19 protein-coding genes and 1 pseudogene are annotated in these 12,493 nt (G+C 29.1%); 3 read left to right on the forward strand and 17 right to left on the reverse strand.

The genetic code is table 11. The annotated features are described in order from the left end of the window. From L1S49_RS04200 to L1S49_RS04220, 4 genes and pseudogenes are all read right to left on the reverse strand, one after another. On the reverse strand, positions 1 to 1,242 hold the full coding sequence (locus L1S49_RS04200) for a PBSX family phage terminase large subunit (protein WP_238902681.1): 1,242 nt from the start codon (positions 1,240 to 1,242) through the stop codon (positions 1 to 3). A 295-nt stretch (positions 1,243 to 1,537) separates the two neighbouring features. After that, positions 1,538 to 2,011 (reverse strand): annotated as a pseudogene (locus L1S49_RS23180) (HNH endonuclease); the annotation flags it as partial. Between the two features lie 48 nt (positions 2,012 to 2,059). Next, a complete protein-coding gene (locus L1S49_RS04215; protein WP_238902682.1) occupies positions 2,060 to 2,521 on the reverse strand; it encodes a hypothetical protein in 462 nt (153 codons plus the stop codon). Between the two features lie 73 nt (positions 2,522 to 2,594). Continuing rightward, positions 2,595 to 2,810 (reverse strand): hypothetical protein, encoded by a 216-nt coding sequence (locus L1S49_RS04220; protein ID WP_238902683.1) that lies wholly within the window; start codon positions 2,808 to 2,810, stop codon positions 2,595 to 2,597. A gap of 101 nt (positions 2,811 to 2,911) precedes the next feature. On the opposite strand from L1S49_RS04220, the gene L1S49_RS04225 reads away from it, so the two are divergent. Further along, positions 2,912 to 3,076, forward strand: coding sequence for a hypothetical protein (locus L1S49_RS04225; RefSeq protein ID WP_238902684.1), 165 nt, complete (start codon positions 2,912 to 2,914; stop codon positions 3,074 to 3,076). A 210-nt stretch (positions 3,077 to 3,286) separates the two neighbouring features. On the opposite strand, the gene L1S49_RS04230 is transcribed toward L1S49_RS04225, so the two are convergent. The 13 genes from L1S49_RS04230 to L1S49_RS04290 form a co-directional block, all read right to left on the reverse strand. Further along, the gene (locus tag L1S49_RS04230) at positions 3,287 to 3,643 is read right to left on the reverse strand and encodes a DUF1670 domain-containing protein (RefSeq protein WP_238902685.1); all 357 of its coding nucleotides are present in this window, start codon (positions 3,641 to 3,643) and stop codon (positions 3,287 to 3,289) included. Positions 3,644 to 3,775: 132 nt separating this feature from the next. Further along, positions 3,776 to 4,279, reverse strand: coding sequence for a hypothetical protein (locus L1S49_RS04235; protein ID WP_238902686.1), 504 nt, complete (start codon positions 4,277 to 4,279; stop codon positions 3,776 to 3,778). An 82-nt stretch (positions 4,280 to 4,361) separates the two neighbouring features. Further along, complete coding sequence (locus L1S49_RS04240) at positions 4,362 to 4,967, reverse strand: hypothetical protein (RefSeq protein ID WP_238902687.1); 606 nt, start codon at positions 4,965 to 4,967, stop codon at positions 4,362 to 4,364. Positions 4,968 to 4,982: 15 nt separating this feature from the next. Then, positions 4,983 to 5,816, reverse strand: coding sequence for a hypothetical protein (locus L1S49_RS04245; RefSeq protein WP_238902688.1), 834 nt, complete (start codon positions 5,814 to 5,816; stop codon positions 4,983 to 4,985). Positions 5,817 to 6,220: 404 nt separating this feature from the next. Further along, on the reverse strand, positions 6,221 to 6,427 hold the full coding sequence (locus L1S49_RS04250) for a hypothetical protein (RefSeq protein ID WP_238902689.1): 207 nt from the start codon (positions 6,425 to 6,427) through the stop codon (positions 6,221 to 6,223). A gap of 120 nt (positions 6,428 to 6,547) precedes the next feature. Next, the gene (locus L1S49_RS04255) at positions 6,548 to 6,955 is read right to left on the reverse strand and encodes a helix-turn-helix domain-containing protein (RefSeq protein WP_238902690.1); all 408 of its coding nucleotides are present in this window, start codon (positions 6,953 to 6,955) and stop codon (positions 6,548 to 6,550) included. A 22-nt stretch (positions 6,956 to 6,977) separates the two neighbouring features. After that, positions 6,978 to 7,340: a hypothetical protein gene (locus tag L1S49_RS04260; RefSeq protein WP_238902691.1), complete on the reverse strand. Its 363-nt coding sequence runs from the start codon at positions 7,338 to 7,340 to the stop codon at positions 6,978 to 6,980. A 35-nt stretch (positions 7,341 to 7,375) separates the two neighbouring features. Next, positions 7,376 to 7,513, reverse strand: a complete 138-nt coding sequence (locus L1S49_RS04265; RefSeq protein WP_238902692.1) for a hypothetical protein — start codon at positions 7,511 to 7,513, stop codon at positions 7,376 to 7,378. Positions 7,514 to 7,525: 12 nt separating this feature from the next. Continuing rightward, on the reverse strand, positions 7,526 to 7,774 hold the full coding sequence (locus L1S49_RS04270; RefSeq protein WP_238902693.1) for a hypothetical protein: 249 nt from the start codon (positions 7,772 to 7,774) through the stop codon (positions 7,526 to 7,528). Between the two features lie 13 nt (positions 7,775 to 7,787). Continuing rightward, a complete protein-coding gene (locus L1S49_RS04275) occupies positions 7,788 to 9,062 on the reverse strand; it encodes a DnaB-like helicase C-terminal domain-containing protein (protein ID WP_238902694.1) in 1,275 nt (424 codons plus the stop codon). 10 nt (positions 9,063 to 9,072) lie between these two features. Then, positions 9,073 to 9,870 (reverse strand): helix-turn-helix domain-containing protein, encoded by a 798-nt coding sequence (locus L1S49_RS04280; RefSeq protein ID WP_238902695.1) that lies wholly within the window; start codon positions 9,868 to 9,870, stop codon positions 9,073 to 9,075. 13 nt (positions 9,871 to 9,883) lie between these two features. After that, positions 9,884 to 10,096: a helix-turn-helix domain-containing protein gene (locus L1S49_RS04285; protein WP_238902696.1), complete on the reverse strand. Its 213-nt coding sequence runs from the start codon at positions 10,094 to 10,096 to the stop codon at positions 9,884 to 9,886. Positions 10,097 to 10,282: 186 nt separating this feature from the next. Next, positions 10,283 to 10,474: a helix-turn-helix transcriptional regulator gene (locus L1S49_RS04290; protein ID WP_238902697.1), complete on the reverse strand. Its 192-nt coding sequence runs from the start codon at positions 10,472 to 10,474 to the stop codon at positions 10,283 to 10,285. A gap of 142 nt (positions 10,475 to 10,616) precedes the next feature. Between L1S49_RS04290 and L1S49_RS04295 the strand changes: the two genes are divergently transcribed. Together L1S49_RS04295 and L1S49_RS04300 are read left to right on the forward strand one after the other, a co-directional pair. Next, positions 10,617 to 11,084, forward strand: a complete 468-nt coding sequence (locus L1S49_RS04295) for a helix-turn-helix transcriptional regulator (RefSeq protein WP_238902698.1) — start codon at positions 10,617 to 10,619, stop codon at positions 11,082 to 11,084. A gap of 222 nt (positions 11,085 to 11,306) precedes the next feature. Then, positions 11,307 to 12,473: a site-specific integrase gene (locus tag L1S49_RS04300; protein WP_238902699.1), complete on the forward strand. Its 1,167-nt coding sequence runs from the start codon at positions 11,307 to 11,309 to the stop codon at positions 12,471 to 12,473. Positions 12,474 to 12,493 lie beyond the last annotated feature (20 nt).

Below are 12,493 nucleotides of genomic sequence, written 5' to 3' on the forward strand. Positions count from 1 at the left end.
TTAAACTAACCATTTTCTATTTCTTCTTATATCTTCAATACTATATCTAAGCATTGCCATAGCATCATCCATAAACTCTACAGGTTCATCTAGATAAGTATTGGTTTTCTCGTCTTTCTTCCATTTCCATTGTTGAATTTCTTTTATTGTATTTACACATGAAGGATGTATGTGTATAGTTCTTTGTTTTAGATAATCTATTTGCGCTTTAACACTTCCGGATTCCTTCTTTACCCCTCTAGCTCTATATCCTGCTTTCTTCCACATTTTTATCCTATCTGGTTCAGCACTATCACAATGCATACTTAAACTCTTATTAAAGTTCTTAGTATTTGCAAGTGTTATAATTTCTTCAGTATCCTTCTCAAATACGTATATTTCCCTACATACATATAAATCTCCATCTTTAAATCCAATCTCTCCTATACAATTAGCATGATTAAAACCAAAGTCTTGAGAGTTTACCATGTTATCAAAGAATTTAGGCTTTATGTCAAAGTCATGAACCTTATAATTGGTTAATATTAATCCACCAGTTTCTCCCCATTCACCTAAACCATATACTCTATAACCTTCTGGATCTCTTTCTTTTCTCATCTCCATACGTCTTGAATAAGCATCATCAATAAATCTATTCTCTTTGTATGTGCTTTGATGAGTAAATATATCCTGGTTCTGTATATCAAAATATTTAGCCTTTATAAAATGTGAAGCCGATACTGGATTAAAAGAAAAAGTAATTTGATAATATAAATTAGGATTAAATGATAAATCACCTCTAAGTCTATCGTCTAAGATATCTATGTCAGATTCAAATAGTTCGGTAGATTCTTCAATCCATATCCAAGTTAATTTTCCTTGTTTAAATGTTATAGACTTAACCTTTTCCCTTTGTCTTGCATCAGCCATACCACGAAATATTATCTTATTTCCAGTTACTCTACTTGTTATTTCTAATGGATTCTCTTTGATATCCCAATACATAGGAGTATTTTCGCCATATATTTTATAAATAGCTGCTTGTAACTCAGCAAAGGTTGAATCCTTATTACTTGATTCAATCTTTCTAACTACAAGTAGGTTAGCTCCTTTATATCTAATATCTACAAGCTTTAAAATAAAGTCTTGAGCTATATTAACGGACTTTCCGGAACCTGCTGAACCTTTAGCTAGTCTATATCTTTTTTTGCACTTATTGAACTCTTTAAAAATAGCATTGAATTGAACTTTAACTTCCTTCATCATCATCACCATAGTCAACTACTATATTTAATCCCATATCTCCACTATGCTGCATTTCTTGCTTATCTCTCCATTTATCAGGTCTTCTATTCTTAAGCCAGAATATTTGTGCCGTAACATCTGGAATAACTTCTTTTTCTACTATCTTAGTTACTGTTAAACTTGTAGAAGCATTACTCTCAACACTCATTAGCCTATTTATAAAGCCAATATAGTTATATATTTTATCTAATCTTTCTTGACTATAAAATTCTTGTTTTTCATACCACTCTAGCATGTCATTAGTATGTTTAGAGCTATTACAGCTTTTACAACAAGGAACTATGTTATTGCGAGTATATTGACCTCCTGCTTTAAGTGGAACTATATGATCTTTAGTTAAATTGGTACTATCTCCACAATAACAACATTGATTATTAAAATATGCTAACGCAAATAACCAATCCTGTTCTGTAAGTTCAACTTTACCTTCAGTATGCCTACTCCTTTGTCCACCATCAATAATTCTTTCTTTAGTAACTTCTTCATATTTATAACCTAAAGCTCTTTTAAGAAGTGAATTTTCAACTTCAAAATCAATAACTTCTTTTCCCTTTTTTAAGGCGTTCGCAAAGTTCACATGTTCTTTTTTATATTTATAAAATGCTGTCTTCCCTATTCCTAAATTAGCAGCTATTTGTTCATCAGTGAGCCCATCACGTGCCCAACCTTCAATAAGTATTAATTTATCTTTAATATCTTCCCATTTAGATTTTGCCAATAGACTCACCTCTTTAATTTTGAGTATAAAAAAGAGCCCTTTTAATAAGGCTCTACATTAATCAATATTGTAATTTTCTATTTCTTTTTCATCTTTATTCTTTATTTCATTCAATTCATCAATTATTATATCAAGTAACTTTTCATTATAAGTTAAGCCATCAATGACATCTTTAAAACTTCTTTCTCTAAAAAATTTATATGTACTTATTGGTTTGACATCTTCAGTATCATGTGTGTTAATGACAACTATTCTCTCTTTTTCAACTTCATATGCAAATAATAAACCTTCTTCTTTGTTATGCCCAATTATAGGACCTATCTTAGTAATATAGTGAGTTGCTGGATGCCCAAAAAAATACATTCGCTCTCTAATAAATTTAAAAGTAGGCAATAACTTTTCCATGTACTTATTAAAAATTCTAATTTTACTTTCTATAGCTTCTTCATGTCCTTTTCTCAACTCTTTTATAATATTATGTTTTTCCATAAGAATTTCTTGTAGATCTTTTTCTTCCACTTAACCACATCCTCTCTACGTTATAAATTCTATCTTAATACATTTTTTCCTCTATGTTCACATAAAAATTTCCTTATTTTTGTACTAAAGCTCCATGTTTATTCCTCATATATCTTCTTTCCCTCATACACTCCTTAATACTGTCTGATTCATTAACTTTCTTCACCTGTTTATCTCCGCAGTAACAACATAAAATATGCTGCCCTTGTCTTATGTTAGATTCTAATTCATGAGTTAATAATATAAATTCTTTATTACAGCTTCTACATATGTAGGTTATATACTCCATGTTAATTACCTCCTTATTTCTATCATCCTATAGTAATATTATCCAGTTTATTAAAATACAATTATATTAAATTTTTATTTACAAAGGAGAGTGATTTACAAATGTCAAAGCATTTTACATGGTTAGATGATTGGAGTTTAGAAGAGTTTACTATTAATATTCCACCATTTAAACTCAAATTTGAAAGAAGGGATAGTGGTGAGAAAAGTAATAATAATCCCAAAGAAACTGAACATACTAACTCTGAAAATGAAAAGAACATATGATATTCTTACAATCTATGTAAGTGTACATTTTATTGTACAAGCTTTATATTAAATTAAGTGAAAATTATGGATATAAGCGATGATTGATTGTTCTCATCAATTATATCTAGACTGGTTTAGGATAATTTTAATATAATCATCTATCCTAACCGGTCTCTCTTTTTCTCTTACATATATAAAAGGCGCTCACAATTGAGCGCCTAGAATAATCTATACTATACTCTTATTTTCATTTACTAACCTTCTTGGAGTATCCCATGTAACTGTTCCAGCTACCTCATTATCAAGGACAATATCTCCATTAGGCAATGTTTTATAAATAGACCTATTTTTTAATATAAATGCCTTATCGCTAAGATATCTTTTAGATCCGTAATTAACTGCCCTAATTTCTTCTCTTCTTTGTGTTAGTGCTACTTCATGGCTATATTTTAAATGTTCAAAATTTCTTTGTATGCACTTTCTAACAGCATCTATCTTATTATTAGTTAACCTAGCAATTTCAACTGCATTATGTCCTTTTACATATAATTCTTTAACTCTTGCCTTATCTATCAATAAAATCACCTCGTTTTAGGTATAGTTAACCTACAACTCTAGGCTGGACACATTTACTAATACCACCTGTTAATTATATTATAACATATTAACTTCCTGTAATTTATGCAACTATTATTCAATTTCTATTCATATATATTTTTACATCAGTTGATTCCATTTAGCTATATTACTTAATGCAATTTCCTTCATTCTATTTATTGTTGGTTGGCTAGAATGAAGTTTAAAAGCTATCTGCTTCTCGCTATATTTACATAATCCATACTTCAATCTAAGTAGTTCCATATAATCCTTATTTATTTCTTTGAGCTCTTCAATATTAACTTTAATTTTTTCAGAATCTATTTCAATGTTTCTTATTTTTTCTTTAGTATTATTTATTTGAGCAGCAATATTAGATATTTCTAATTGTTTTTTTTCTATTATAGAAATAATTGATTCCTTAGTGTGATTTTTAATATATGGATGTTTTATATTGAAATTGTAATTTTCTAAAGTTTTTTCATCGTCATTTATTTCATTCTCTATGACCTTAATTTGTTCTTGAAGAAAATTTATTTTTTTATTTAAGTTGTAAATAACTTTTTCTTTAATAAAATAATTACATAATGAATTCTCTATTTCTTTTTTCAAAATTTTATCCATTTATTCCTCCAATATTAGTGATAAGTTTTGTTTTACTATCCACAAAAACTCTAAATTCTCTTTAGACTATTTATATAAAATCTTATTTAACTAACTTTAAATAGCTTGGCCTTTTATTTATTATTTTAGTTGTCCTTCCATTTTCATTAATCATAAATTGTTTTCCATTGTTACATTTATACATCCTAATAGTTTTTAATCCCATATCATCTGAAAATTCTTTTTCTAAACTTCTTCCTCCATTTAGAACCCTAACATCACTCATGTATCCAAGTAACTTAACATTAAATAATTTTATTTCTATATTGTGGTATTCCCATAAAAGATTAATTATTTCTTGTCCTATTGGCTCATCAGCATTTAAAGTGTCCATATAGTCCTTGGTATAGTAATAATCTTTGAAGCCCGATTTATCTCCGTCATATTCTTTTTTAATAGGATAAAGTGAAATAAATTCTCCAGGCGTTAGAGATCCCATTAATTGTGTTATTCCTTCTGCCATAATAAAATTCAATTCTGACTGAGAATCATCTTGTTCTTTAGTAATTATTGATTTAACTCCATATACAATTATTTTCCTTATAATCTCCTTGAGATTTTTCTTATTATCTCTAAAAGCTTCTTCATAAGCTATTAAAGCATTATCAAAAGCTTTTAAATATAGTTTATGTTTATTAGTATTTATCATATTATTCTCCTTTTTCTATACGTCCATATGCTGCACTTTTAAAGCACTCTTTTTATCAATTGTTATAATCTTATTCTCAAAACTATTTGCTTTAATTTTTTTAATTACAAGTTTTCTTATATCTGATATCTCAGTATATGGTCCTATTTCAAATATACTAGCTTTACATCTTACTCCATTGTCTTCTCCAGTAATAGTACTATATCCCTTTATTCCTGTTACTTCACCACTTGAAAAAATAAAGTCATTTAAATAAATGATTTCCTTCTTTTCATCTCCTATTTTTTCTAATTCTCTAAACATATCTTTGTACTCCATTAGCTTTTCGAATATAAAATCATCAAGCTCATCAAAGCTATTAAATTCTTTTACTTTTTTATATAACTCAGTTCTCATAAAACTTCCCATAGCTCTATGACCGCTAGGTACATTAAAAAACGTAAGTAAACTTAGAAAAATAGGACTACCATCATTTAATGAGGTTTTAAAAAAGCGCTCATATTTTTCTTTAACAATTGCATGCAAGATTTCATGTGCTATAGTGTGTTTTATCATGTTCTTGTAGTATGTTTTGCGTGAACGCGTATATAAATAGCTATCTAAGAGGCTTGTGCTCACCGTAATCTTATGAGTATAGTCATATTCCTCACTTTCAATAGCTTTATATCTTCCTATAGTAGGTCTTGTTAACTTATCAGCTACTATTACTACATCCCTGATAAGTAACTTCCTATGAATCCTTGGATAAATTTTCTTTTTATATTCCTTGATAACTTGTACTAAAAATTTATCTAAAATTAATTTATATGAAATTGATTCATCTATTCCTTTTGTATATATTTTTTCCATTGTATTTTCTCCTTATTTGAGAATTATAAGTGTACTTCAGGTGTAGGAAAAACTACACCTGACCTTTTACTTCTTAATGTAGAAGATTCCTACATTATCAATTAACTATCTATGATTATATTTCTTCTTCCATTCATTAAGCTCAACTACATTTGGAATAACATTATTTTCTTTACAGTAATCTAAATATGCTTGTAATATAGCTACTGCCATAAGTATCCTCCTTGACATTTTCATCTCCAAAGGATAAACTAAAGTTGCGAGTTTTGGTCTATTTCCTTTGGAAATGGGCTTCTATTTTTTTATATTATTTTTACTATCTTTTAAAAACTTCTTCTGATCATTTTTATTTCTAGCTATTTTCTCTTCTAGACTAGTTATATCTTTTGCTGTAACCACTATTGCTAAGCACATCTACGATCCCTCTTTAAAACTGCTTTCATTGCCTTATGTGTCCACATTTGCTTCTTCCATTTAGGCAGTTTTTCGTTAATATATATTACTATTATCCCATCAAAATCGCCTACATAAATATCAAATCCATAATCACGTTCCATCAATATAAAAAATTTATTTTTATATTTAAATACTTGCTTTTGTCTATCCGTCATCTTCTTTTCCTCCTAATTTTTAGCATTACACTGCCTATTAATCTTTTCTATCACTAATGTGCATATATTGCACTTTAGTTTTTAATTCTTAATTTACTGCTTTTGGATACATATATTGAATCAAGCACATATTAGTACTTCTTCTATATCTAGTTTTAAACTCTCACATATTTTAAATAATAGACTAATTCTTATGTCATAATCTCTATTCTCAATTTCGCCTAAAATCTTTGTTGAAATGCCTATTGAGTTAGCAAATTCATTATTTCTAAACATCATGGCTTTTCTCCTAAGCTTTAATAGATTCTTTTCAAATTTGACATTAAATCTATTATTACTTGATGTTTCTTTGCCAATTAAGCTGTATACATTTATCTTGAAGAACCTAGCTATGCTTTTAGCCTCACTTAGTTTTAAGTCATATTGTCCTTCTTCAAATTTCTTTAAAGCCCCTTTAGTAACACCTGTCATTTTTGAAACATATACTAGATCAAATCCTTTTGATTCTCTAATATCTCTTAGATTCATGCCTTTAACCTCCCCATATATGCTAATTAACTTGATATAGTTTAGAACTTTGCTCCTTTAGATTCATTTGCTCTATACCATATTCGAATCTTTCCATTATCTTATTATTGATTTGATCTTGTGGTATATTATTTCTAATCATTTCTTGAACCCATTCACTTTTATCAATACATTCTTTTACATAATTATAAGAATTAATTAAGTTTCTCTCGATTCGAGAACTTTTTCTATTGTTACATGTAGCTATTAGCTCATCTACTTTTTCCTCATCTTTTTCAGTAAACTCTACATATCCTGTAGTAGTAGTCATACCATTCATACCAAAAGTTGTACTAGTTACAGCTATTCTGTGTTCCCCATTAACAAATTCTTTTCTTAATTGCATAAACATTCCTTCTTTCATATATTTTTCTTATTGTTCTACATGTTTCTATTATTTATACTTATATCTCCTGCAATAATTTTTCCCATGAGCTTCTTTAAATTTAAATCATTGCACTTGATATACTTATCTTTTACACTTAGAATTACAACCCTTAATTCTTTTTCATTGCTCATACGCTATACCCGTTATATGCAGGTTTCACAAAATCTTATATCAATAGAATTGACATAGACCATTTCACCACTTTCTTTTTCTACTAAGGCGTTAACTCTCATTTCTTCAGCACCATCTAAATAAACGATCTTATCCTTAATCCACATATGAAAATACCCTGTATTATTTATCTGTTTATGCTCGTTAGATACTTCACTATTGCCATACATAGGAGCCGCTTTTTCTTTCCACTCAACTTTTCTTAAATCTTCTCTATTCATTTCCATTCCTCCATTAGTTTATTTCATCAATTATTTGTGTTCTCTTGTAATAGTTAAACTCTATTGTCTCTCCTTTTTGTCCTCCCCTGTTCTTAGCCACATATACTAACAACTTGTCCTTATTGCTAGGATCCACTGATATCTTCTCTTGAAGTAATAGAATTACGTGTGCATCCTGTTCTATATTGCCACTCTCCCTTATGTCAGCCATTGTAACAGGCTTAGGAGTATCATTATTTGAATTACTTTCTGCTTCTCTTTTAAGCTGTGATAAGACTATTACTGCTACATTTAATGATTTCGCCAGTTGCCTTATCTTTGTAGATATATAATTTACCTTCTCTCTAACTCCATTAAATTTAGCTTCTGCATTTAGTAGTGTTAAATAGTCAATTACTATAACATCTAATCCATTAGATTTTCTAAATCTTCTCGCCCTTCTTTCAAGCTCTTCAATGGTTAACCCTTCTGTTTCATCAACGCTTAGATTAAGTTTTTCTAATACTGCAGCTTTATTAATAAGATTAGAAAATGATTCTGGCATTAAGTTCCCACGTTTTACATTCATCATAGGAAGTCTAGCCTCATTACTTAATAACCTTTGGGCATTTTCTTCTCCTTGCATCTCAAGACTGAATACTAAAACTGTGTTTTTTCTTGATAACCTTTTGGCCATTTCCAGAGCCATCGCGGATTTACCTACGCCTGGTCTTGCGCCGATTATTATATACTTTCCTTTCTCTATACCATTTAAGGTATCATCTAAAAGCTTAAATCCAGTTTCCATACCAGTTATTTTGCCACCACCTGCATAGGCATTTTCTATTGTAACTAAAGCATCTTCTACAAACTCACTTATATGTTTTATACTGCTTGTGCTATCATCTATATCTTTGCTAAGACAATCATTTATCGTTGTTAAAACATGTACAGGTTCTTTTCCTTCACTTAACATTTCAATTCCTTTAACTAAAGCATTATTGGTTGCAGTTTTCTCATATAGGCTTATTATTTTATCCTGTATACTGTTAAATGATCCTAAATAAAGTGAGCCATTGTCTGTTAGATAAGCAATTTCTGTAATGGTCCATATACCCTTTAAAGCTTCTGCAAGTGTCACATAATTAATCTCTTTGTTTTTACTATGAAGGCTACACATTACTTCAAGACATTTTCTGTTTTTATTATTATAAATTTGTATTGGCTTAACCCTGAGCTCATCCATTAACTCATTACTGAATAAGATAGCCCCTAATAAGTTCTTCTCTAGTTCAACATCAAAGTACATAGCATTCCCCCTATACTTTTTCATTATTTACTTTTGTTTTGTATATTGCCTGTTCCTGTGGTTTGTCCTGTGGTTTCTTACACTGTCTTTTATAATTCTCATAAGTAGCTCCATTGTCTAAAAACAATACAAGTTGGTTTGCGCTACTATCCTTTTGTTTTCTAGTGAGAAATTCAGCTAGTCCCCATTTGTAGTTAAAGAAATAGTCACTATCTAAAACCTCTTTGTAGTTATCTATTGCACTCTTTATATCAGCCTCCTTTATAAATTCATCCTCAACTTTTATCTTTAATGCCTTATCTATAGCTTTCTTAATATCATTGTTTAAAACCCTATGTCTCTTTATGTTTTTCTCATTCCAATAATCAAAAACAGACATATATATATTATTAGTATTTGTATATATAGTACTTGTAGTGTTTAGTTTTTGAACTAAGAGAGGTTTAGTTTTTAAACCTTGACTTAGTTTAGTTTTTGTACCTTGATTGCTCTTAGCTATTAATTTTTCATCATTTATACAAAGTTCATTTTCTAAACAAAGATATTTCTTAATTTTGTAGGTGTTATTCTCGATAGTTTTGCTTCTATGTTTTATAATTTCTATATAATTCTTCTTCTCTAAGTTCATTAAATGTTTTCTTAGAGTTGCCTTTGACATATCGGTTTTTCTCATTAAGGTCTCATAATTTGGATACGCATATCCTTTTTCATTATTCCAATACCTAATTAAAACTACTAATAGCAACTTCTCTTGACCACATAAGAACTCATCATCAAATAAGTCGTTATCTATGCTAGTGTATGCCAAATAACCCACCTACTCAGCAAATATACTCTGATAAATCTTCACCTAAGTTATCATGTAAAAATCGCTCTATCTCAAATATAGGTACCTTTAATCTCCCAAGCTTCAATGCTTTCAATCTCCCCTCTCTGATAAGCTTATATATTGTGTTAGTATTAGTTTTTAATATCTTAGAAGTCTCCTCAACTGTACATAATAACTGCGTAACCTCTTTTACATTTTTACTCATTTTTAACATCCCCCACTCTTGAATTTAATTGATCTGATACTTTCTTTATGATTATGGATTTGCTCCATTTTAAAGCTTCACTGCGTTGTCAATAGTCGAAAAGAGTGTTTTCTAATAAAGTTTTAAAAAACCCTATATATTATTTTAGGACAATTTTTAACATTCTATAAAATTCTAGATACTAATTTAAAAAAATAATTCTTCAACTGATGTCCCAAGCTCATCCGCTATTTTTTTCATAATAGTTCTTGATGGATTCTTAGCCTCACCATTCTCTATGAGCCTTAAATACTGTCTAGTTATTCCTATTCGCCTTGATAGTTCATTGGCTTTTATACCTTGTCCTACCCTAAACGCCTTAATCTTATATTTAATCATAACCTTCACCTCGCCTTCGACAATTCATACTTGTCACTTTAATTGTATAATTACAATTCATACTTGTCAATATTCATTTTTCTTTTTCTTTTGACAAGTATGAATTGTTAGTTCATAATATTATTAGGAGGTTGATATAATTATGCAAATTGGTAATAAAATTAAAGACTTTAGAATCGAATCTAACATTAGTCAAAGAGAATTAGGAAGAAGAATTGGAAAGACTGGACAGTTTATTTCACTGATAGAGCAAGGTAAAAGTTCACCGTCTATAGATACGCTCTACTCTATAGCAGAAGCTCTTAATATACCTTCTAAAGAATTTTTATCAGATAATATTGATATACACGGAGAAGAGTTTAAAGCAATTACTGGTTCCTATGTTTTGGAGGAAACTTTAAAAGAAAAAGAATTTATCATCCCTTTTATTGAACACATTAATAAAAGAAGGCTAAATTCCAAATATAATGTGAAGCAACTCTTGAATCATGATGTAAAAGAATTAGTGTATGACGATAGTTTTATTGATTTAATGTCTTTACTGACTACAATTATTGATAACAGGTTAAATCATTATCAATCTTTTGAAAAATATAAGAAAAGAGATTAATTACTATATGCTAAATTTTAAATATATAAAAACTATTATTATTTTTAATAAACATCCTGATATAAATAATTCACAATAAAACTTATGTAGATTATAACCAATTAATAAATTTGATTGATTTACATTTTAAAGTATTTATCATAATGATGAGACCATAATTTACAATAAGGGTTTTCTTTATTTGTTAACCCTTATTTATAAAAATAAAGGAGTGTGGTATAAATGCCTGGAGTATATAAACGTGCTGATAAGTGGTACTATTACTTCAATACAAGTAAGGTAGACGGGAAATACAAGAAGATATGCCGAGTAGGTGGCAAAACTAAGGTAGAAGCTGAAAAAGCTCTTAGAAAGGCTATGACAGAGTATGAGAATACAGGAAGATCTACAGCTTTAAGTAACATAAGTGTTAGTGATTATTTTAACTTTTGGCTTGACCAATATGTAAAAGTCAACTTAAAACATAGAACATACAATGAATACAAACAGATAGTTGATTCTCATATAATTCCTAAGTTTGGTAAGCATAAATTGAACTCTTTGGACCCATCAACTCTTCAAGAATTCTTAAACAGTAAAAAACTTGAAGGTTATACAAAGAACACAGTAACTAATTTCTATGGTGTTTTATCTGGTTCTTTAAAACTTGCTGTATACCCATATGGACATCTAAAAGAAAATCCTATGAATTATGTTTCAATGCCTAAATTTAAGTTAAATAAGACAGATGAAAAAATAAAGGTATTAACTATAGAACAGGTTAACACAATACTTGATAGATTCCCTAAAGGATCTAACTTCTTTCTTCCAGTACAAATAGCTTTTCATTCTGGTTTAAGGGCTTCGGAAGTATGTGCACTTACCTGGGATAACATAGATCTTGTTAATAGAACATTAAAAGTAGAAAAGAATTTATTAAATGATGAGTTTGAATGGTGTTTTGACACCCCGAAAACAGATAGTTCTTTTAGAACAATATCGATAGGTGCTACGCTTATAGATATACTAAAAAAACATATTGTATGGCAAAAAGAGAATAAATTACGTTATGGTGAATACTACTCTAAAACCACGTACAAGTTTGGCAAAAGAGTTTATTCAGCTATTGATTTATTATGCACTAAAGAGAATGGTGAGCTTATATCCACAAACTCACTTAAATATTTGAGTAGAGTTGTTAATTATGATTTAGGTATAGATTTCAATTTTCATGCTTTAAGGCATACTCATGCTACTTTACTACTGGAGAATGGTGCCAACATGAAAGATGTTCAAAAAAGATTAGGTCATTCTAAATTAGCTACTACTATGGACACCTATGTTCATGTAACTCAGAAGATGAAAAACGATACTGTTAACATCTTTGAATCTTTAGTAGCAAAAAAATAATTTGCTACCAATCTCAAATC

Source organism: Clostridium sp. YIM B02506, assembly GCF_022324845.1.
GTDB classification, from domain to species: domain Bacteria; phylum Bacillota; class Clostridia; order Clostridiales; family Clostridiaceae; genus Clostridium_T; species Clostridium_T intestinale.

Coding starts and splice junctions, on each gene's coding strand:
- L1S49_RS04200 (WP_238902681.1), bottom strand. CDS start 1,242: ATGAAGGAAGTTAAAGTTCAATTCAATGCTATTTTTAAAGAGTTCAAT.
- L1S49_RS04220 (WP_238902683.1), bottom strand. CDS start 2,810: ATGGAGTATATAACCTACATATGTAGAAGCTGTAATAAAGAATTTATA.
- L1S49_RS04225 (WP_238902684.1), top strand. CDS start 2,912: ATGTCAAAGCATTTTACATGGTTAGATGATTGGAGTTTAGAAGAGTTT.
- L1S49_RS04235 (WP_238902686.1), bottom strand. CDS start 4,279: ATGGATAAAATTTTGAAAAAAGAAATAGAGAATTCATTATGTAATTAT.
- L1S49_RS04240 (WP_238902687.1), bottom strand. CDS start 4,967: ATGATAAATACTAATAAACATAAACTATATTTAAAAGCTTTTGATAAT.
- L1S49_RS04245 (WP_238902688.1), bottom strand. CDS start 5,816: ATGGAAAAAATATATACAAAAGGAATAGATGAATCAATTTCATATAAA.
- L1S49_RS04250 (WP_238902689.1), bottom strand. CDS start 6,427: ATGACGGATAGACAAAAGCAAGTATTTAAATATAAAAATAAATTTTTT.
- L1S49_RS04255 (WP_238902690.1), bottom strand. CDS start 6,955: ATGAATCTAAGAGATATTAGAGAATCAAAAGGATTTGATCTAGTATAT.
- L1S49_RS04260 (WP_238902691.1), bottom strand. CDS start 7,340: ATGCAATTAAGAAAAGAATTTGTTAATGGGGAACACAGAATAGCTGTA.
- L1S49_RS04265 (WP_238902692.1), bottom strand. CDS start 7,513: ATGAGCAATGAAAAAGAATTAAGGGTTGTAATTCTAAGTGTAAAAGAT.
- L1S49_RS04270 (WP_238902693.1), bottom strand. CDS start 7,774: ATGAATAGAGAAGATTTAAGAAAAGTTGAGTGGAAAGAAAAAGCGGCT.
- L1S49_RS04275 (WP_238902694.1), bottom strand. CDS start 9,062: ATGTACTTTGATGTTGAACTAGAGAAGAACTTATTAGGGGCTATCTTA.
- L1S49_RS04285 (WP_238902696.1), bottom strand. CDS start 10,096: ATGAGTAAAAATGTAAAAGAGGTTACGCAGTTATTATGTACAGTTGAG.
- L1S49_RS04290 (WP_238902697.1), bottom strand. CDS start 10,474: ATGATTAAATATAAGATTAAGGCGTTTAGGGTAGGACAAGGTATAAAA.
- L1S49_RS04295 (WP_238902698.1), top strand. CDS start 10,617: ATGCAAATTGGTAATAAAATTAAAGACTTTAGAATCGAATCTAACATT.
- L1S49_RS04300 (WP_238902699.1), top strand. CDS start 11,307: ATGCCTGGAGTATATAAACGTGCTGATAAGTGGTACTATTACTTCAAT.